The sequence below is a fragment of the Janthinobacterium sp. GMG2 genome (assembly GCF_033949445.1).
In the GTDB taxonomy this organism is placed as follows: domain Bacteria; phylum Pseudomonadota; class Gammaproteobacteria; order Burkholderiales; family Burkholderiaceae_D; genus Janthinobacterium; species Janthinobacterium aestuarii.
The window spans coordinates 575403-595788 of the sequence record NZ_JAXAWA010000004.1 but is presented as its reverse complement, the minus strand read 5'-3'; the positions used below and the strand labels follow the sequence as shown (position 1 = coordinate 595788).

General features: G+C 61.3%; 19 protein-coding genes and 1 pseudogene. 12 read left to right on the top strand and 8 right to left on the bottom strand.

What is annotated here, in order from left to right; genetic code table 11:
* Positions 1-268: 268 nt before the first annotated feature.
* The 3 genes from SKZ59_RS18450 to SKZ59_RS18440 all read left to right on the top strand — a co-directional run bounded on the left by SKZ59_RS18450 (position 269) and on the right by SKZ59_RS18440 (position 3739).
* Positions 269-1561 carry a sensor histidine kinase gene (locus SKZ59_RS18450; protein ID WP_072454519.1) on the top strand — a complete coding sequence of 431 codons (1293 nt, stop codon included), beginning with the start codon at positions 269-271 and terminating at the stop codon, positions 1559-1561.
* 68 nt (positions 1562-1629) lie between these two features.
* Positions 1630-2388, top strand: coding sequence for a LytR/AlgR family response regulator transcription factor (locus tag SKZ59_RS18445; RefSeq protein WP_034751497.1), 759 nt, complete (start codon positions 1630-1632; stop codon positions 2386-2388).
* Between the two features lie 160 nt (positions 2389-2548).
* Positions 2549-3739, top strand: coding sequence for a PAS domain-containing sensor histidine kinase (locus SKZ59_RS18440; RefSeq protein WP_070303810.1), 1191 nt, complete (start codon positions 2549-2551; stop codon positions 3737-3739).
* Between the two features lie 45 nt (positions 3740-3784).
* Here SKZ59_RS18440 and SKZ59_RS18435 read toward each other — a convergent pair whose 3' ends face one another.
* The 3 genes from SKZ59_RS18435 to SKZ59_RS18425 all read right to left on the bottom strand — a co-directional run bounded on the left by SKZ59_RS18435 (position 3785) and on the right by SKZ59_RS18425 (position 6568).
* Positions 3785-4732 (bottom strand): porin, encoded by a 948-nt coding sequence (locus SKZ59_RS18435; RefSeq protein WP_051991189.1) that lies wholly within the window; start codon positions 4730-4732, stop codon positions 3785-3787.
* 181 nt (positions 4733-4913) lie between these two features.
* A complete protein-coding gene (locus SKZ59_RS18430; protein ID WP_070303812.1) occupies positions 4914-5564 on the bottom strand; it encodes a class I SAM-dependent methyltransferase in 651 nt (216 codons plus the stop codon).
* 62 nt (positions 5565-5626) lie between these two features.
* Positions 5627-6568, bottom strand: a complete 942-nt coding sequence (locus SKZ59_RS18425; RefSeq protein WP_034751505.1) for a CysB family HTH-type transcriptional regulator — start codon at positions 6566-6568, stop codon at positions 5627-5629.
* A gap of 160 nt (positions 6569-6728) precedes the next feature.
* On the opposite strand from SKZ59_RS18425, the gene SKZ59_RS18420 reads away from it, so the two are divergent.
* From SKZ59_RS18420 to SKZ59_RS18385, 8 genes and pseudogenes are all read left to right on the top strand, one after another.
* On the top strand, positions 6729-7502 hold the full coding sequence (locus SKZ59_RS18420; protein ID WP_034751508.1) for a sulfite exporter TauE/SafE family protein: 774 nt from the start codon (positions 6729-6731) through the stop codon (positions 7500-7502).
* Positions 7503-7583: 81 nt separating this feature from the next.
* Positions 7584-9272 (top strand): nitrite/sulfite reductase, encoded by a 1689-nt coding sequence (locus SKZ59_RS18415; protein WP_319992564.1) that lies wholly within the window; start codon positions 7584-7586, stop codon positions 9270-9272.
* Positions 9265-9825, top strand: coding sequence for a DUF934 domain-containing protein (locus SKZ59_RS18410; RefSeq protein ID WP_034782220.1), 561 nt, complete (start codon positions 9265-9267; stop codon positions 9823-9825). The genes SKZ59_RS18415 and SKZ59_RS18410 overlap by 8 nt, the downstream gene beginning before the upstream one ends.
* A gap of 11 nt (positions 9826-9836) precedes the next feature.
* Positions 9837-10553, top strand: a complete 717-nt coding sequence (locus SKZ59_RS18405) for a phosphoadenylyl-sulfate reductase (RefSeq protein WP_319992563.1) — start codon at positions 9837-9839, stop codon at positions 10551-10553.
* A gap of 33 nt (positions 10554-10586) precedes the next feature.
* Positions 10587-11504, top strand: a pseudogene (cysD, locus tag SKZ59_RS18400) (sulfate adenylyltransferase subunit CysD); the annotation flags it as partial.
* Entirely contained in the window at positions 11504-12820 is a 1317-nt protein-coding gene (locus SKZ59_RS18395; protein ID WP_070303818.1) for a sulfate adenylyltransferase subunit 1, read from the top strand. The pseudogene cysD and the gene SKZ59_RS18395, both read left to right, overlap by 1 nt.
* Positions 12821-12848: 28 nt before the next feature.
* Positions 12849-13613: a uroporphyrinogen-III C-methyltransferase gene (gene cobA / locus SKZ59_RS18390; RefSeq protein ID WP_319992562.1), complete on the top strand. Its 765-nt coding sequence runs from the start codon at positions 12849-12851 to the stop codon at positions 13611-13613.
* Between the two features lie 245 nt (positions 13614-13858).
* The gene (locus tag SKZ59_RS18385) at positions 13859-14509 is read left to right on the top strand and encodes a hypothetical protein (protein ID WP_319992561.1); all 651 of its coding nucleotides are present in this window, start codon (positions 13859-13861) and stop codon (positions 14507-14509) included.
* Here SKZ59_RS18385 and SKZ59_RS18380 read toward each other — a convergent pair.
* Genes SKZ59_RS18380 through lptF form a run of 4 tightly spaced genes read right to left on the bottom strand, consistent with a single transcriptional unit; the run spans position 14506 to position 18189 of the window.
* The gene (locus SKZ59_RS18380) at positions 14506-15474 is read right to left on the bottom strand and encodes a stealth family protein (RefSeq protein WP_319992560.1); all 969 of its coding nucleotides are present in this window, start codon (positions 15472-15474) and stop codon (positions 14506-14508) included. The genes SKZ59_RS18385 and SKZ59_RS18380 overlap by 4 nt on opposite strands.
* On the bottom strand, positions 15471-15878 hold the full coding sequence (locus SKZ59_RS18375) for a sirohydrochlorin chelatase (RefSeq protein ID WP_070303826.1): 408 nt from the start codon (positions 15876-15878) through the stop codon (positions 15471-15473). The genes SKZ59_RS18380 and SKZ59_RS18375 overlap by 4 nt, the downstream gene beginning before the upstream one ends.
* Positions 15878-17047: an LPS export ABC transporter permease LptG gene (lptG, locus tag SKZ59_RS18370; protein ID WP_034751534.1), complete on the bottom strand. Its 1170-nt coding sequence runs from the start codon at positions 17045-17047 to the stop codon at positions 15878-15880. The genes SKZ59_RS18375 and lptG overlap by 1 nt, the downstream gene beginning before the upstream one ends.
* Positions 17044-18189, bottom strand: a complete 1146-nt coding sequence (gene lptF / locus SKZ59_RS18365; protein WP_034751537.1) for an LPS export ABC transporter permease LptF — start codon at positions 18187-18189, stop codon at positions 17044-17046. Before lptF ends, lptG begins: the two co-directional genes overlap by 4 nt.
* 67 nt (positions 18190-18256) lie before the next feature.
* Here lptF and SKZ59_RS18360 point away from each other — a divergent pair, with 67 nt between their 5' ends.
* Positions 18257-19750, top strand: a complete 1494-nt coding sequence (locus SKZ59_RS18360) for a leucyl aminopeptidase (protein ID WP_034751540.1) — start codon at positions 18257-18259, stop codon at positions 19748-19750.
* A 102-nt stretch (positions 19751-19852) separates the two neighbouring features.
* On the opposite strand, the gene SKZ59_RS18355 is transcribed toward SKZ59_RS18360, so the two are convergent.
* Positions 19853-20377: a hypothetical protein gene (locus tag SKZ59_RS18355; protein WP_070303833.1), complete on the bottom strand. Its 525-nt coding sequence runs from the start codon at positions 20375-20377 to the stop codon at positions 19853-19855.
* Between the last annotated feature and the right edge of the window lie 9 nt (positions 20378-20386).

Sequence of the window (20386 nt, the reverse complement as noted above, 5' to 3'; positions counted from 1 at the left end):
TCTCGTCTCATTCAGCATTTGCATGCGTCGTTCAGCGAGGGGGCGAATTATAGCCCTGCCTCACATTCCCCGCAAGCGCTATTTACCGCCCCTCACCGCCCAGCAAGCCTTGCCTTCACTTCAAGCGCCTTTTTGTGCAGCCTGTCGCAATCGGCTGGCGTAGTTCATGGTCTTTAGGCACAGTGGCAACATCAGACTCTGACGCTACGCAACAAGCGGTTAAACTTGCCCGCTGCGTCGACTAACTCTTGTACTTGAAAGTGCTCCCATGCTTCCGATTTCCAGCCTGCCCGAATTGTTGAAAACCATCCTCGCTTGGTTGCAACGGGCATTCGACGCGACGACGACCTGGGTCACCCAACTGTCCTGGTGGAAATTCTTCCTATTCGCGGCACTGGCCCTGATCGCCGGTTCCATTTTGCAAGATGAACTGTTCTCGTCCGGCCCGGACGAAGAAGTTGTCATCAAGTCGCATAAACGCAGCAGCAAGGGCTCGGGTGAAACCAATATCCTGATCGACGATACAGGCATTCATTTCAATCCCCGCAACAGCAAGAACAGGCGCAGCAGCGCGGCCGATGCAGCCAGCGATCCGGCCGACGCCGCCGAGGCGGACGCGCAAGCCAGTGCCGTGCCGCCAGCACCGCCTGAACCGCCGGCCGCCCCCGCCAAACCCAGCTATCCGGTGACCACCAATGCATCGGGCGAAGAAGTCCATATTGAATTGCCGCCGCAAATCGGCGAAGAGCTGTCAAATGCCATCGAAGAAGCCGTCGATGATGCGGCTGAACAAAAAGTGTCGCGCTATCACCAGCAAGCCTCGACCTGGTTCAAGAGCTTTGTCTCCTTGCTGGTGTTGGCCCTATTCGCCATGAAAGCCCTGGTCGGCGGCAAGAAACGCGCGGAAGCGGAAACCGTCACGGCGAACGAAGCGGCCGAGCGCGAATCCATGCAGCGCCAGCTCAGCGAAGCGAAGATGCAGATGATGCAGGCGCAAGTCGAGCCGCACTTCCTGTTCAACACGCTTGCCTCCGTCGAACACCTGATCCAGGTTGATCCGCCGCGCGCGGCCAAGATGCAGCGCAGCCTGATTCAATATCTGCGCGCCGTGCTGCCGCAAATGCGCGACAACGCCCTGATTACCAACCTGGGCCGTGAAGCGGACATGGTGCAAGCGTATTTGAACCTGCTGAAAATGCGCATGGAAGAACGCCTGACCGTCGATTTCCAGATTCCCGATGGCCTGCGCAGCGCCGCCTTCCCGCCCATGATGCTGCAATCGATGGTGGAAAATGCCATCAAGCACGGCCTGGAAGTCAAACCGGAAGGCGGTACCCTGCGCATCGTGGCCGAAGTGGCGCACAGCAAATTGCGCGTGACGGTCACCGACGACGGCCTGGGCTTTGGCGTGGTGCCCAGCGATGGCACGGGCCTCGGTTTGCCGACCATCCGCGAGCGTTTGAAACTGCTGCATGGCGACCAGGGCAGCCTGACCATTACGCCAAATCAACCGTCCGGCGTGTGCGCCGTGATCGAAGTGCCCTATCAATTGTCCAAATAAGACAGAGTAGTTGATAAAAACGCTAAATCATTGAATAATCAATCTTCGCCCGTTCACACTTGAGACTTATGCCTACCGCTATTATTGCCGACGACGAAAGACTGATGCGCGACCAGCTGCGCCTGCGCCTGGGCCAGGCCTGGCCCGAACTGGAAATCATCGGCGAAGCCAAGAATGGCGACGAAGCGATCGAACTGGTGGAACAACTCAAGCCCGACTTTGCCTTCCTCGATATCCGCATGCCGGGCAAGACGGGCATGGAAGCGGCGCAAGTGATCGGCAGCAAGACGCATATCGTCTTCGTCACGGCCTATGACAGCCACGCCGTCGAAGCCTTCGAGCGGGGCGCCGTCGACTACGTGCTCAAGCCGCCCGAGCACGAGCGCTTGCTGGTGACGGTGGAGCGCCTGAAAACGCACTTGAACAAGCCGGCCCTGGACGTCAACAGCAGCGTCACGGCCATGCTGTCGCAGCTGGCGGAAAAAATCACGGCCAAGCCCACGTATTTGCAATGGATACAGGCCAGCATCGGCCAGGACTTGCGCATGATTCCCGTGGAAGAGATCCTGTTCTTCCGTTCTGACGAGAAATACACGTGTGTGCAGACAGCCAAGTACGAGGCGCTGATCCGCAAGCCCGTGCGCGATCTGGCCGAAGAGCTCGATCCTTCGCTGTTCTGGCAAATCCACCGCGCCACCCTCGTCAACGTGAATGCCATCGAAGGCGTGACGCGCGACATCCGCGGCCGCCACCTGGTCCTCATCAAAGGCAAATCCGACAAGCTCGAAGTGAGCCGCAGCTTCCTGCACCTGTTCAAGCAAATGTAAGTCTCCGCCGCCCGGTCCAGGCCGGCGCGGCGCATGCCTCTCTTCTGCCACCTTTCTGCGCCACATCAAACCACGCCGCGCCAGCAGGCATAGGCTATATCAAGTCCCACCCGTCATTCCTGCACTGCCTGCCTTCGCCCACGTTCGCAAGGAGACCCCAATGCCCGACCGAGGCAGTCCCGCGCTGCTGCGCATCTTGCCGCTGGGTATGGCGGCGGCGCTTTTGCTGTGCCTGTTTCCTCCACTGAAAGCCCGCCGGCAACAGCAGGCGCGCGGCCAGGCCATCATCGACAGCGCCAGCGACGCCATCATCAGTATCGACAGCCGGCAAATCATCCTGCATGCGAACGCGGCGGCGGCCAGATTGTTCGACGACACGCCGGCCGCCATGTGCGGCATGCCCCTGGGCCACTACATCCTGCGCGACTTGCGTACCCTCGGCAGCCTGGGCACGCACGATGGCGATCCGCCGTTTGACGACATCAGCCTGGAGCTGCGCCTGACGGGCCGGCGCGCCACCGACTACACCTTGACGGGAAGGCGCAGCGATGGCGCCATGTTTCCCCTCGAAGGCTCGCTCTCGTCCATGCAGGAAGATGGCCAGAGCGTGTTTACCATCATCGTGCGCGACATCAGCGCGCGCCAGCAGATGCATGAACAGCTGGCCCGCTCCTTTTCGCAATTGCGTGAATTGTCGAGCGCGCTGCAAACCATCCGCGAAGAAGAACGCAAGCATATCGCGCGCGAACTGCATGATGACTTGGGGCAATTGCTCGCCACCTTGCGCGTCGACCTGACCCTCGTGCGCCAGCACACGGACACCACCGCCTCCCTGCAAGCGTTGCTGCACAGCATGGACGGCTTGCTGGTGACGGCCATCACCTCGCTGCGGCGCATCGCCAGCAACCTGCGTCCGCGCGCGCTCGATGAAGGGGGATTGTATTTTGCGCTACAAAAACTGCGCCACGACTTCCTGTTGCGCCGCGCCATCCATTTCGACTTGCTGGCCGACGAAGCCGACCTCGTGCTCGACGACGCGCGCAGCACGGCCATCTACCGCATCGTGCAGGAAGCATTGACGAATATCGCGCGCCATGCCGAGGCCAGCCACATCACCATCGCCCTGCACCGCATCGATTCCTCGCTGGCGATCACCATCCAGGATGATGGCCGCGGCATTGCCGAACATGACCTGGAAAAAGCCACGGCGCTTGGCTTGCTGGGCATGCGCGAACGGGTTTGGGGCTTGAATGGCAACATCCATATCGGTACCGATAGCGAACTGGGCGGCACGCGCATCGAAATCTCGCTGCCCATGCATGCCGAGGCGGCCGCCGCGGCGATGCAATAAAAAAGGCGCCCGCAGGCGCCTTTGCTTCATCACATCGAATGATGCTTAGAATTTGTGTGCCAGACCGATCTGGTACGAAGTCAGCGACTTGACGCGCTCGCGGCCTGCGTAAGCGTACACATCGGTGCGCTTCGACAGGTGGTAGTCGTAACCAACGCCGAATTCCTTGATGGTGTCCTGATCCTTGAACTTGTTGTTGCTTTGCTCTTGCTTGCCGTACGACACTTTGGCATCGCCACCGCCAACCGTGTAGTTCAGGCCGATCAGGTAGGACTTGAATTCGCCAGTCGTGGCAACCTTGGTGTCGCCTTTCGAATAGGCCGCCGTGATCTTCGCTGGGCCGAATTTATAGCCGCCACCGATGGACCACAGGTCAGGCTTGGCAGCCGTTGCCGTCGCTTGCACGGCTTTTTCGTAGCCGGCGTGCAAGCTGATCGGGCCATTGTCGTAGGTTGCCAGGCCGATCACGCCTGCGTCAGCGCTGTTGACTTCGCTCAGCACGTATTGCAGGCTGCCCACGAAACCGTCAAAGCTTGGGCTGTTGTAGGTCACGGCATTGTTGACGCGCGACGTGCCGACGCCCGAACGCAGCAGGGTTTCATTGTTCTTGCCAACCACGCCGTAGGTGTTGAATGGATCGACGCGGGCGATGGTGCCGTCGACCAGATTCTTGGTGCGGCCCAGGATGGCGGTACCAAACGCGCCTTTCAAGCCCACGTAGGCTTGACGATCGAACAACACGCCTTTTTGCGCGCCGGTGTCAGCCAGGAATTCACTTTCCAGGTTGAAAATTGCGGACAGGCCGCCACCCAGATCTTCCGTACCCTTGAAACCGAGGCGCGAAGCATTGTTTTCGCGTTGTACCGTCGGCTGGCCAGTGGTCTTGGCAATACCGAGGTCAACCAGGCCGTACACGGTGACGTTCGATTGTGCTTGTGCCGTAGCTGCTGCGAAGGTGCCGATGATCAATGCTGCCAGAGTAATTTTTTTCACTTGAGATTCTCTACATTAGGTTGGACAAGAGTGGTGCTGCTTAGCTGCTGAACCGAATCATGCCCACCAAATACTTCAACAATATGACATCGACAAGATGTTGCTTTTTGGCACAACGTCATGTCAGATAAAAACAACAGACGAAAAAAAACCGCCCGAAGGCGGTTCATGTGGCAACAGCTTACTTCAGGCGGCAGCTCAGCAGCCAGTAGTATTCCAGGCGCTTCATGCGGATTTCGCGGGCCGAGTGGGCAAACTTCTTGCGCAGGTGGCTATCTGACGGGAAATTCTTCAGTACTTCATAGCGCTCGCCCGCGTCCGTCGTGCGGAACTGGTGGGTGTTGCCTTCCAGGTCGGTACGCGCGATCACGGTGCTGCTGCCATCGACATAGGAATTATCGATCAGCACCAGCAGAATGTCCTTGCCCAGCTTGCTGCGCAATTGCTTCAGGTATTTGTCCTGGTCTTCGCGCTTGACGTGCGACCACCAGAAACCGGCGAACACGGCCGTAAACTTGCCCAGCAAGTCATCGGGCAAGTTGAAGGCATCGAGCTTGGCGAAACTGACGTTCTCGGGCAAGCCGCGCGATTGGGCCAGCGCCAGCATTTCATCGTTGATATCGGTGGCCAGCACGGAGTCGGCCGACTCGGCGACCACTTCCGTCCAGTAGCCGGTGCCGCAAGCCAGTTCCAGCACGGTGTGGCCTTCCAGCACGTCGGCGACCTTGTCGCGCAACACTTCCAGGTCTTCCTGGCGTTCGGGCTTGTCATAGACGCGCTCGTACTGCTGCGCGATGGTGGCGTAATATTTGGCAAGCTGATCGGTAATCATTGTTTCTTCTCTTCTTAAATAATCTTGGCCAGGCAACTCGCCCGGCCGGCTTCATGCATTGTTTATAGTTCGTAGTGCTCTTTATCACCGCTCATCGCCTGCTCGATGAGCTTGCGGTTCAGGGTCGGTGTCAGCAACTCGATAAAGGTATAGATATAGCTGCGCAAATACGCGCCCTGCTTGACGGCCACGCGCGACACATTCATGCCGAACAGATGGCCGACAGGAATGGCGCGCAAGCCTTTGTCGCGCTCGGCATCGAAGGCCATACCCGCTATGATACCAATCCCCATGCCCAACTCGACATAAGTCTTGATCACGTCCGCATCGATGGCTTCGAGCAAGATGTCCGGTTTCAGGCCGCGCAGCACGAAAGCGTGGTCGATCTTGTTGCGTCCGGCGAACGCGCTGTCATAGGTAATCAGGGGGAAAGCGGCGATTTCTTCCAGGGTCACGGACTTCGATTTGAGCAGCGGATGGTCGACGGGCACCACCACCACGTGCTCCCATTGATAGCATGGCAAGGTAATCAAGCCATCGATGGCGGCGATCGATTCCGTGGCGATGGCCAGGTCGGCCTGGTCGCGCTGCACCATCTCGGCGATCTGGCGCGGATTGCCTTGCAGCAAAGACAATCTTACCTTCGGGAACTTCAGCATGAAGGCTTGCACGACCTTGGGCAAGGTGTAGCGCGCCTGCGTGTGCGTAGTGGCAATCGTAAAGCTGCCGCTGTCCTGCGCCGCGAATTCCTTGCCGATGCGCTTCATGCTGTCGATTTCCTGCATGATCAGCTCGACCGACTCCAGCACCAGGCGGCCCGGCTCCGTCAAGCCGCGGATGCGCTTGCCATGGCGGGTAAAAATATCCACGCCCAGCTCTTCCTCCAGCTCGATGATGGCTTTCGATACGCCAGGTTGCGACGTGAATAGGGCCTTGGCGGCGTCCGTCAGGTTGTAATTCTGCCGGACCGCTTCGCGCACGAAGCGCAGTTGATGGAGATTCATTGCTGGTTTGCCCTAGATTGCCGTGATTTGCCGAGTTTCCGCCCCACCCATGATTTTGCGTTCATGCATATACGCATATCGCATATAAGCAAATGCGTACTTAGTAGTTTGGAATAAACACTAAGTTTATTACTATTGCGGGTACTTTGGGGGTGCAAGCATGACTTTGTCTTATATAGTCTCAGGATTTGCCGTAGGATTACTCGTAGGAATGACCGGCGTGGGCGGCGGCTCGCTGATGACGCCGCTGTTAACCCTGCTGTTTGGCGTGCCGCCTTCCGTGGCCGTGGGCACCGACCTCGCGTTCGCCTCGATCACCAAGAGCGCCGGCACGCTGACGCACCGCCTGCGCGGCACCATCCGCTGGGATATCGTCAAGCGCCTGTGCATCGGCGCCCTGCCCGCCGCCGTCATCGCGACCCTGGCGCTCAAATCGTTCGGTACCCTGTCGCCGGAAATCGGCCAGATCATCCGCTACTCGATCGCCGGCTCCGTGCTGCTGACCGTCGTGGCATTGATTTTCAAGGGCCGCATGCTGGCCTGGATCAATGCCCACCCCGAGAAACAATTACAAGGCAACAAGCTTGCCGCTGCAACCATTATTGCCGGCGCCGTGCTGGGCGTGCTGGTGACGGTCTCGTCCATCGGCGCCGGCGCCATCGGCGCGACCCTGCTGGTGATGCTGTATCCACGCATGAGCTCGGCCGAAGTGGCGGGCACCGATATCGCCTATGCCGTGCCTCTGACGGCCATCGCCGCCCTGGGCCACTGGTGGCTCGGCTCCATCCACTGGGAATTGCTGGCCTCCTTGCTGGTCGGCTCCCTGCCCGGCATTACGCTCGGTTCCTGGGTCGCCCGCTCCGTGCCGGAAAAGTTTTTAAGAGTGCTGCTGGCGATGACCTTGACCGGCGTGGCAGTGAAGCTAATCTATTAATTACCGAACAAGTGACAAGAGCAGTATCAAGAACATAATCCCAGGCAATCTTCCAGCACCCCGGCTTTTTTAGGAATTGATATGTACCATTACGATCAGTACGACCACCTCATCATCAAAGAACGCATCGCCCAGTACCGAGACCAGGTTGCGCGCCGTATCGCCAATGAACTGACGGAAGAGGAATTCATTCCGCTGCGCCTGCAAAACGGCCTGTACATGCAACGCCACGCCTACATGCTGCGTATCGCCGTGCCGTACGGCTTGCTTTCGGCCAAGCAGATGCGCATGTTCGCGCACATCGCGCGCAAGTACGACCGCGGCTATGGCCACTTCACGACGCGCCAGAACATCCAGTTCAACTGGATCGAGCTGGAGCAGACTCCCGATATCCTGACGGACCTCGCTTCCGTGGAAATGCACGCGATCCAGACGTCGGGCAACTGTATCCGTAATACAACATCGGACCCGTTCGCCGGCGTCGCGGCCGATGAAATCATCGATCCGCGCCCGTACGCGGAAGTATTGCGCCAGTGGAGCACCTTCCACCCCGAGTTCATCGCCCTGCCGCGTAAATTCAAGGTCGCCATCAATGGCGCCGAGGAAGACCGCGCCGCCATCGCCGTGCACGACATTGGCTTGACGGCCGTGCGCAACGAAGCCGGCGAAGTGGGCTTCAAGGTCATGGCCGGCGGCGGCATGGGCCGCACGCCGATTTTGGGCAGCGTCGTGCGCGACTTCCTGCCGTGGCAGCATTTGCTGACGTATATCCAGGCGATCATGCGCGTGTATAATTTGCACGGCCGCCGCGACAACAAATACAAGGCGCGCATCAAGATTTTGCTGAAAGCCATCGGCGTGGAAGAATTCACGCGCCAGGTGGAAGCCGAGTGGGTCGACTTGAAGGATGGTCCGGAAACCCTGACGGCCGAGGAAATGCAGCGCGTGGCGGACTTCTTCAATCCGCCCGCTTACCTGACCTTGCCGGAACTCGACTACAAGAACGAACACGCGGACAACAAGGCCTATGTCAACTGGCTGGCGCGCAACGTCAAGCCGCACCAGCGCCCCGGCTATGTGGCCGTGGTGCTGTCCCTGAAGAAAACGGGCGTGCCACCCGGCGACGCGACGGCCGAGCAGATCGACTTCGTTGCCGATCTGGCCGACCGCTACAGCTTTGGCGAACTGCGCGTGACGCACGAGCAAAACCTGGTGCTGGCCGACGTGGAACAGTCGAAACTGTTCACGCTGTGGCAGGAAGCCAAGGCGCATGGCCTGGCCACGCCGAACATCGGCTTGCTGACCGACATGATCTGCTGCCCTGGTGGCGACTTCTGCTCGCTGGCCAACGCCAAGTCGCTGCCGATCGCGGCCGCCATCGCGGAACGCTTCGACAGCATCGACTTCCAGCATGACATCGGCGAGATCGAACTGAATATTTCCGGCTGCATCAATGCCTGCGGGCATCATCACGTGGGCAGCATCGGCATCCTCGGCGTCGACAAGGATGGCAGCGAATGGTATCAAGTGTCGATTGGCGGCGCGCAAGGCAACAACGCGGCCATCGGCAAGATCATCGGACCATCGTTCTCTTCCCTGCAGATGCCTGAAGTTATCGGCCGCCTGCTGCACGTCTACGTGCGCGACCGCCACGAAGGCGAGCGCTTCGTCGACACGGCCCAGCGCCTGGGCCTGGCGCCGTTCAAGGAACACGTATATGCAACGCCGATCACCGTCGGCAACCTGGTGGGAGAAGACGAATATGTTTGAAGTACGCGAAGAAATCATCAAGAACGCCGCCGTGGTGCCGAATACCTGGGGCTTGCTGCGCCTCGATGAAAACGACACGCCGGAAACGGTCGTCGTGCCAGCCGGCAAGGTCATCGTGCCGCTGCTCGTATGGCAAGCCCAGCGCGAAACCCTGGCCGCCCGCCTGCCCGACATCGGCGTATGGCTGGCCAGCGACGAGCGCCCGGAAGAACTGGCGGCCGACGTGGCGCAACTGCCCGTCATCGGCGTGGACTTCCCGAAATTCACGGATGGCCGCGGCTATTCCATCGCGTTCAACCTGCGCGCCCGCCTCGGTTTCCAAGGTGAATTGCGCGCGATTGGCGACGTGCTGCGCGACCAGCTGTTTTCCATGCACCGGGTCGGCTTTGACGCGTATGCGACACGCCCCGACCGCAGCATCCATGACGCCCTGAAAGGTTTGTCCGTGTTCTCGGAAACCTACCAGGCGTCGTGGGATCAAAAATCGCCGCTGTTCCGCCGCCACCAGCGCGAAGGCCAGAATCCTGACCTCGACAACGCGGCCGGCATCTGAGAAAGCGAGCCATGAGCGACCTCTCTACTTTAATTGACGCCACCCAGCAAACGCTGACACGCATCGCCGCGGACTTTTCGCCGGCCGTGTTCGCCTCTAGCCTGGCAGCCGAAGACATGGTGCTGACCGACATGATACTCAAGGCGAAGCTGCCCATCGGCATCTTCTCCCTGGAAACAGGCCGGCTGCACCAGGAAACCCTGGCCGTGCTCGACAAGGTCAAGACCCGTTACGACCACGACATCACCTTGTACCGCCCTCAACCGGAAGCCGTGGCTGCCTACGTGGAACAGAACGGTCTGAACGCGTTCTACAACAGCGTCGATATGCGCCGCGAATGCTGCCGCATCCGCAAGGTCGAGCCGCTGGGCCGCGCCCTGGCCGGCAACAAGGCCTGGGTCACGGGACAGCGCCGCGCGCAGTCCACCACGCGCGCCGAATTGCACGTGCAGGAAGACGACGCGGCGCACGCGATGACAAAATTCAATCCGCTGGCGGACTGGTCGGAAGAAGACGTGTGGGCCTACATCCGCGCCAACGACGTGCCGTACAACGCGCTGCACGACCAGGGTTACCCGTCGATCGGCTGCGAACCGTGCACGCGCGCAGTGCAGCCGGGCGAAGATGTACGCGCCGGACGCTGGTGGTGGGAAAACCCGGATTCGAAGGAATGCGGCCTGCACATGGTGGACGGCAAACTGATACGCATCAAATCCGTGGCAGCCTGAACAGACACAACAGACTCAGCAGAACAAGAAAGCACCCATATGAGCAATATTTTGAACCAGCGTCACCTCGACAGCCTTGAATCGGAAGCCATCCACATCATGCGCGAAGTGGCGGCCGAATCGGCCAACCCTGCGCTGCTGTTTTCCGGCGGCAAGGATTCCGTCGTCCTGCTGCGCCTGGCCGAGAAAGCCTTCCGCCCAGGCAAGTTTCCATTCCCCCTCGTGCACATCGACACGGGCCACAACTTCCCGGAAGTCATCACTTTCCGCGACAAGAAAGTGGCCGAACTGGGCGAGCGCCTGATCGTCGGCTCCGTGGAAGACTCGATCAAGCGCGGCACCGTGCGTCTGCGCAACCCGGCCACGGATTCGCGCAACGCGGCCCAAGCCGTCACCTTGCTGGAAACCATCGCCGAATACAAATTTGACGCCTGCATCGGCGGCGCCCGCCGCGACGAAGAAAAAGCCCGCGCCAAGGAACGCATCTTTTCGTTCCGCGACGAATTCGGCGCCTGGGACCCGAAAGCCCAGCGTCCGGAACTGTGGGATCTGTATAACACCCGCGTCCATCCCGGTGAAAACATGCGCGTCTTCCCGATCTCCAACTGGACCGAGCTGGACGTGTGGCAATACATCGCCCGCGAGCAACTGGAATTGCCGCCGATCTACTTCGCGCACGAGCGCCAGGTGATCCCGCGCAACGGTTTGCTCGTGCCGCTGACAGATCTGACGCCGCCGCGCGAAGGCGAAACGGTCGAAACGCAAGTCGTGCGCTTCCGCACGGTGGGCGATATCTCGTGCACCTGCCCTGTCTCGTCCGATGCGGCGACGGTCGACGCCATCATCGCCGAAACGGCAATCACGCAAATCACGGAGCGGGGCGCCACCCGCATGGACGACCAGACTTCCGAAGCCTCGATGGAAAAACGCAAGAAAGCAGGGTATTTCTAATGAACGCAGCAATCCAGAACACCAACCTCACCGACAGCCTGGAGCGCGGCATGCTGCGCTTCATCACGGCCGGTTCCGTCGATGACGGCAAGAGCACGCTGATCGGCCGTTTGCTGTTCGACAGCAAGGGCATCTTCGCCGACCAGCTCGACGCCATGTCGCGCTCCAAGCACAAGCGCACGGTGGGCGACACGGTCGACCTGTCGCTGCTGACGGACGGCCTGGAAGCGGAACGCGAGCAAGGTATCACCATCGATGTGGCTTACCGCTACTTTGCCACGCCGAAACGCAAATTCATCATCGCCGACACGCCGGGCCACGAGCAGTACACGCGCAACATGGTGACGGGCGCGTCCACGGCCGACGCCGTCATCATCCTGATCGACGTGTCGAAAGTAAAACTGGGCGACGACGGCAGCGTGGAATTGCTGATCCAGACCAAGCGCCATTCGACGATTGCCCACTTGCTGCAGATCGAGCACGTGGTCGTGGCCGTCAACAAGATGGACCTCGTCGACTACGATGAAACGGTCTATAACCGCATCGTGGCCGCCTACCGCGAATTCGCCCAGTCGCTGGGCTTGAAGGACATCACGCCGATCCCGCTGTCGGCACTCACCGGCGACAACGTCGTCGAGCGCGGCGACAAGCTGGGCTGGTACACGGGCCCGACCTTGATCGAGCTGCTCGAATCGCTGTCCGTCTACGACGAATCGCACGACACGCCCTTCCGCTTCCCGGTGCAGCTGGTGGCGCGCCACAACGGCCACGAAGCGAACGACTTCCGCGGCTACATGGGCCGCATCGAGGCGGGCAAGGTCAGCATCGGCGACACCCTCGTGGTGCAGCCATCGGGCCAGACGGCAACCGTCAAGGATATCGTCACCCTGGACGGCTCGCTGAGCACCGCCGTGGTGGGCCAGTCCGTGACCCTGCTGCTCAATGAATACCTCGATATCTCGCGCGGCGACTTGCTGGCGAGCAGCGAGCGCCCTGCCACCCTGCTGAAACAAGTGGTGGCCGACGTGTGCTGGCTGTCGGAAGACGCGCTCGACTTGCGCCGCAAGTACTGGATCAAGCACGGCACCAAGCAGACGGCGGCCAAGGTGACGGCGATCGAATCGATCCTCGACATCAATACGCAGCAGCGCCATCCGGCCGAAGGCTTGAAGCTCAACGATATCGCCCGCATCAGCCTGAACGTGCAGCAGGCGCTGGCGGCCGACGCGTATGCCGATATCCGCGCCACCGGCGCCTTCATCCTGATCGATGAAGTCACCCACCAGACCGTCGCGGCCGGCATGGTTCGGCTCTAATCCCGTATCGTCCAGGAAAGGCAGCCACATGAACAGCTCCCCATCTCTCCCCGGCAAGGTCTACCTGATCGGCGCCGGGCCCGGCGCGCAAGACCTGATGACCTTGCGCGGCGCGCGCCTGCTGGCACAGGCGGACGTCGTGCTGCACGACGCACTGGTCACCGAAGAGATGCTGGAGCTGTGCCCGCAGGCGCAAAAGATTCTGGTCGGCAAGCGCTGCGGCCAGTTGTCGACGGCGCAGGCCTTCATCAACAAGCAACTGGTCGACAACGCGCGCAAGCACGCCGTCGTCGTCCGCCTTAAAGGGGGCGACCCCATGCTGTTCGGCCGCGCCGACGAGGAATTGCGCGCGCTGGAAGAAGCGGGCATCGCCGTCGAAGTGGTGCCCGGCATTACCACGGCCCTGGCGGCCGCGGCCGCTACACAACAGCCGCTGACCAAACGGGGCGTATCGCGCAGCGTGGCCTTTTTCACGTCCAGCACGGCGCCGGGCGAACCGGACCAGACGCGCATTCCCGACTGCGACACCCTGGTGCAATACATGGGCGGCCGCGAAGCCATCGCCACGGCCCAGCGCCTGCTGGCCCAGGGCCGACGTACCGACACCCCGGTGGTGGTGATTGAAAACTGCAGCCGCCCGGACCAGCGCATCGCGCGCCTGACGCTGAGCGCCCTGGCGCATGGCCTGGGTGACAACCACGGCCCCGTGCTGGTGATGTTGGGCGACGCCATGGCTGTGCGCGCGCACCAGGCCATCGAAGAAACGGCCGCCATTCTGGCGCGCCATGCTTGAATAAACACAGCGTATTTTACCGACTTTAAAGTCAGTAACCGACGTCTTCCGGGGAAACATGATACGATGCTCACGCATCTTTTCTCGAGAAGTTGTTGTGTGATAGCAATAAACTCACGCTTCACCCCGCCATAGCGCTTGCCATGCGGCCTCCCGGCTGACGGGAGCCCTGGCAATCTCCCCGAAAAAAGCTGCGCCCGCAGGCTGCAATACCGCGCCGCGCAACTTTAGCCTTACGATCACAGATGAATTTCAACTCCATGCGCGAAGCCCTGACTTCGCTCAGCCGCAGCAATGTCGGCGTCGCCAGCGCTGTGCTGCTCAGCATGCTCGCCTCCATCGCCCTGTGGACGGTGTTCCCGAATATCGACGACGAAAACCATTTGCTGGAATGGCTGCAGGCGCTGTTCCTGGCTCTCGCTTGCACCGTGCACGGCGTGCGCGCCTGGCAAGAGACTGACCGCCAGTCCTTGCGCTTTCTCATGCATGCAGGCCTGTGCGCGCTGCTGTTCGGCTTCCTGCTGCGCGAACTCGATATCGACCAGTTCGGCACGGCGCCCTTCTGGGCGCAGCTGGAAAAAGCCCTGCGCGTGGTGGAGTTGCTGATCCTGATACGCTTGCTGATCTTCTTCGCGCCGCGCGCGCGCAAGGTGTTTGCCCATGCGGGCCTGATTTTCAGCATGCGCATCACCATCCTGACGGCCATCGGCGGCTTGCTGATGGCCGCCGGCTGGCCCTTCGACAAGAAGGTCTTCCATGGCATGCCCGACGCCTACGCGCTGCTGGGCGAGGAAGTCTTCGAACTGGGCGCCTATCTGCTGCTGTTCCTCGCTTCGCTGTCCGACAGCACGGCCGCCGCCCGCATCAGCCTGGCGCCGAAGAAAAAAACGGCTTAAGCACTTTCAAATGAGGATGGCAGCGGCAGCAGCCGCTGCAAGGTAGCGGCCACGCGCAGCAGGCGCGGATCGTCATCGTCGGCCTCGTCGCAGGTGTCGTTGATACAGAAAAACGGCAAGCTGCCGAAACGCGCCGCCAGCTCCTCGAGCTGGCGCGGCGCCGCCACATCGCCGCTGGCGATATGCAGCGGGTCGAGCATGCGCGAGCGCGCGAATCCCTGATGCACCATCCAGCGCGGCACCAGGTCGGGCAGCAATGCCGGCACCTGCCACGAGCGGAACACCGTCGCGCGCACGCCGGCAAACATGGCCGGTGCCAGCCCTTCCAGTGCATGCAGCGCGCTTTTCAGCATGGGCCGCGGCGCATGCGCATACAGGCGCGGTTCATGCAGGTATTCGGGGTACTGCGCCGACAGCCATTGCCGCGACAACGTAGCGCAATTGACGGGCGCGGCCACATCGGCGCGCAAGCCCTGCACGTCATCGTACAGAGCGCTCTCCGTAAACACACTCAAACGCTCCTCCCCTTCCTCCCCGAACCAGAACGAGGGCTCGAACGGCGCGCCGAAAAATACGTCGTCGTTCAGATACAGGAAGCGTTCGGACAGGCCCGGAATATGGTGCAGATACGATTCGATATGGCCGGAGTCGAACACGGGCAGCGATGCGCCGGGCATCAGGCTCGCATGGTCGATCACCGTCAGGCGCGGTGAGGCACGCAACCAGTGGGGCACTTGCCGGTCCGTCAGCAGGTAGATATGGCCGTGGCCTGGGAAGAAACGCTCGAGCGCGCGCAGGTTGTAGCGCAGTTCGCCGTTATCGCGGTAGCGCCCCGCCACGTTGCCGTGCAGGGCCAGCTGGCCCGGATGCGCCCGCGCCCAGGCGGCATAGGCGTGCTGCCGGCGCGCGCGCCAGGCGGGATCGGCGCCGTCTACCCACAGGTAGACGATGTCGATACCGCTCAAGGGATAGGGCTGGAGCCTGGCGCCGCCACGCAGTAATCGGCGATGGCGGCCAGCACACTGGCGTTCTCGCCGACCGCCTCGACCACCTTCAGGCGCAGTGCCGGATGCTGCTGGCGCAGTTCCTCCAGCAGCAGCGGCAGGTCGCGCAGCACATGCCCGCCCTGCCCCAGGAACACGGGAACCACGGTAACGTCCAGGATGGCGCCATTGGGCAGCTCGGCCAGCAGGGTCGCCACCAGTTCGGGCAGGCGTGGCGTCATCAGTTCCAGGAAAGCCAGGTGCACGCAGGTACCGGGCATGCGCGCCTGTGTCAGGTCGCGCAGGCGCTCGAACGGCGCGGCCCACGATGCGGCGCGCGCGCCATGGGCAAACAAGATCAGTGCCTGTTTCACGTTCGTCTCCATCAGTGCCGCTCCACCCACCACAGGGCGCCCAGCGCCAGCAGCAGATACAGAGCGCTCGGCGCCACCGCCGTCAGGAAGGCCGGCCAGGTGCTGAGCAGCCCAAGATGCGAGAACAGGGTGTTGACCAGCATGAAGCTCACGCCGATCATGATGCCGATGAAGATCTTCAAGCTGATGCCGCCGCTGCGCGTATGCATGTAGGCGAACGGCAGCGCCAGCGCCATCAGCACGAAAATGGCCAGCGGATCGATCAGCTTTTTCCAGAAGGCGATGCGGAAACGTTCCGTTTCCTGCTTGTTCTCGGCCAGGTGGCGCGTGTACACGGCCAGTTCGCTGGCCGACATGCGCTCGGGATCGGAGGCCGACACCGTCAGGATCTTCGGCGTCACTTCCGACGTCATGTCCTTGCTGGCGCTTTGCACCGTGCGCACCAGGCTCGTTTCCTGCCCATAGTAGTTCGCCAGCTTCGGCTCGAAGCCTGGCGCGGTGGCCGCGCTGTTCGAGAACGAGGTTTCCGTCACATCAGTCAGGCGCCAGATATTGTTGCCCTGATACGTCGCGCCCTTGGCCACGGTCAGGGTGCGCAAGCGCATATCGGTGTCGAATTCATACAGCTTGACGTTTTTCAGCTGGCCGTCCGGACGCGCTTCGCCCACATTGAAAAAGCGCGAGCCGGTGACGGTGCCCGTCAAGCCATCGCTCTTGACCATGTCCTTGGTCCACAGGCCAGAGCGAAACTCGCTCGACACGGCCGCGCCGCGCGAGGTCAGCTTGAGGCGCTCGGCCAGCGGCTCCGTGCGCGGCGTGATCAACTCGCCGAAGATGAAGGTGATGACGACGAAGACGATACCGATGCGGAACAGGAAACCGGCCGCCATCGCCGTCGACATGCTCGAAGCGCGCATGATGGTGAATTCGGAACTGGCGGCAAACTGCGCCATCGTGTAGATGGTGCCGATCAGCGCCGCGATGGGCATCACCTCGTACACGTGCCCCGGCACCAGTACCAGCACATACAGGAAGGCATACTGGATGGTGTAGCCGTTGCGGCCTACCTTGGGCAGCTCGCCCGTCAGGTCGATGAAGGCTTGCAGTGCCAAAAAGGCCAGCAGCACGAACAGCACCGCCTGGAATATCGAGACCGCAAAATAGCGCTGTAAAATCTTCATTTCGGTGCCGCTTTACTTGTATTGCCGGCGCGGCGCGCGCGCTTGAAAGCCGCCAGCAGGACCAGCGGATGATAGCGGTGGTTCACATTCAGGCGCCACGCAAACAGCACCACCACGGCCAGCGCCGCCAGCAGGTGCAGCGGCCACCAGGCCAGGCCGAAGGTCATGCGGCCCTGTTTCACGCTCGCTTCGATGACCTTGATCAGGTTGCTGTACGTAAAGAAAATCAGCAGCGCGATGATCAGATTGGTCGAACTGCCGGCGCGTGGATTGACAAAGCCCAGCGGAATGGCCAGCAGGATCAGCATCAGGCCGATCAGGGGCGCGCTGACCCGCCACAGCAATTCGGCCATGGTGAACTGGTTGTTCGCCTCGACCAGCGCCATGGTGCTCATGGCGCGCACGCCCAGGTCCGCGCCCATTTCCTGCTGCTTGCTCTCGATGCGCATGATGTACTGTTCGAATTCCATGGTCTGGAAGTCGGCCTGCGTCGGCACGCCCTGGTAGCGGCGGCCGCTCTTGAGCACGAGGAAGCGTTCGCCCTTGGCGTCGGTATTGATCACGCCTTCCCTGGCGACGACGACGACGGCGCTGCCCTTTTCATCGACGGTATTGACGAAGACATTCTGCACCACGTTCTTCTCGCCGCTGACGCCCTCGACGAAGAAGATGCGGTTGCTGCCGGCCGATTCGCGGAACTGGCCCGGCGTGACTTTCTGCAGGTCCTCGCGCTTTTCAAAGCGCGCCACATATTCATCGCTTTTCTTTTGCGCCCATGGCGTGGCGTACAGGCTCAGGACGCCGGTGGCCAGCACCAGCGGCAAGCCGAAGCTGAGCACGGGCCAGATCCAGCGCGACAGGCTCAGGCCGGAGGCGAACCACACCACCATCTCCGACTCCTTGTAGCTGCGGGTGACGACCATCAGCACCGAAATGAATCCGGTGAGGATGATGATGGTGGGCAGTTGCATCAGGGCGGAAAAAACCATCAGGGACATGACGTCGGACGATGCGATCTTGCCGCCCGCCGCCTTGCCGAGAATACCGATCAGCATCCAGGTGAGCAGGATGCTGAACAAAACTGTGAAGGTGGCCCCGGCGGCACTAGCCAATTCACGTCGAAGGGCGCGTTGAAAGATCATTCGGAGTTTATAATTCGGGTCAGTTAGTTGAGTAACACGTTACTAGTAAATGAAAACGGAGAACCAAATGGACTTTAGCATAAAAGCATTCGATACCAAGAGCACCCTCGGCACGGCCAAAAGCGGATGCATCGCGGTTGCGGTATTCGAAAACAAAAAACTGTCGCCAGCGGCAAAATCGCTGGACAGCAAGGGTGCGATTTCGGCTGCGCTGAAGTCCGGCGACATCAGCGGCAAGCCTGGCAGCACCTTGCTGCTGCGCGCAGTCGATGGCGTCGCCGCCGAACGTGTTCTGCTGGTAGGCATGGGCAGCGATGATACTGTCAGCGAAAAAAGCTTCACAACCGGCGTACAAGCCGCACTGAAGGCCTTCGGCTCGCTGGGCGCTGCGGACGCCATTATCGCATTACCGCTGGCTGAAGTGAAAGAGCGCGACGTAAATTGGGCAATCCGTTGCGTGGTGCAAGCCGCCCACGACAGCGAATACCGCTGCGACTCGCAAAAAAGCAAAAAAGATCCGGCGCCAGCAGGAGTGCGCAAGATCGTCCTGGCCGCTCCCGCAACGGCAGCGACGCGCGGCGCGCTGGCGCAAGCCATCGCCATCGCCAACGGTTCCGACCTGACGCGCAACTTGGGCGACCTGCCGGCGAACATCGCCAACCCGACCTACCTGGCCAACACGGCCAAGCAGCTGGCCAAGGATTACAAGTTCGAAGTCGAAGTGCTGGACCGCAAACAGCTCGAAGCGCTGAAGATGGGCAGCTTCCTGTCCGTCACCAACGGCAGCGAACAGCCGCCGAAATTCATCGTCCTGAAGCACATGGGCGGCAAGACCAAGGATGCGCCAGTGGTCCTCGTCGGCAAGGGCATCACCTTCGACACGGGCGGCATTTCGATCAAGGCCGGTCCTGGCATGGATGAAATGAAGTACGACATGTGCGGCGCCGCTTCGGTGCTGGGCACCTTCCGCGCCATCGGCGAAATGAACCTGAAGCTGAACGTCATCGGCGTCATCGCCGCGTGCGAAAACATGCCGTCGGGCCGCGCCACCAAGCCGGGCGACATCGTCACCTCCATGAACGGCCTGACCATCGAAGTGCTGAACACGGATGCCGAAGGCCGTCTGGTGCTGTGCGACGCGCTGACCTACGCCGAACGCTTCAAGCCGGCAGCCGTCGTCGATATCGCCACCCTGACGGGCGCTTGCGTCGTGGCCCTGGGCCACCACAACAGCGGCCTGTTTACGCGCAGCGATGCGGCGCATGACCAGCTGGCCAATGAATTGCTGGCAGCGGGTAAGCAATCGAGCGACACGGCATGGCGCATGCCGATCGAAGAGGCGTACAACGAGCAGCTGAAGTCGAACTTCGCCGACCTGGCCAACATCGGCACGCCAGGCGGCGGTTCGGTGACGGCAGCGGCCTTCCTGGAAAACTTCACCAAGAAGTACACCTGGGCGCATCTGGACATCGCCGGCACGGCATGGAAATCGGGCGGCGCAAAAGGCGCGACCGGCCGTCCAGTACCCCTGCTGACGACGTTCCTGATCAACCGGGTCTAAGTTGACGCCTTGCCGGCAGCGCCCAGCTGCTGGCAATACGAGGCAAAAAAGCCGCCACGGTCTGAACTGACCCTGGCGGCTTTTTCATGTGTGGCGTATTAATCAGTAGACGACGGGATTGGGCAACGGCGATGGCGCCACCTTGGGCTGCACCACCGTTTCCGGCACGGCGGGCGGCGGTTTCACGGCAACGGGCGGAGGCGGCGGCGCCAGGCGCGCCGGGTCTTGCATGACGATGGTCAGAATAGATGGGTAGTCGAAGCCGGCGCCCGTGTTGCGGTCGACGAAATAGCCGACGCCCAGGGTCAGGATGACATTGCCCCAGACGCTGCCATTGAGCTTGGGATCGATATGGTCGTCCGTCGCGATGGCGGGAGAGCCATGCTTGCGGCAATCGACCTTCAACGGTTCCTGGCTCTTGCGGATGGTGATGCGTCCGGGCGTGGTGACGAACCACTTGCCCACGTCGTTGCTGAGGATGCAGCCGGCGCCCGTCAGCTCGCGGTTGTCCTGGATGGTTTGCACCAGCACCATCTGCTCGGTGTTGCCCGTCAACGTGGCGCAGCCGCCCAGGCCAAACAGCAGCAGCGTCCTGGCGGCAAGGGCTGCAGACGATGGCATGCGCATGGCTAGCTC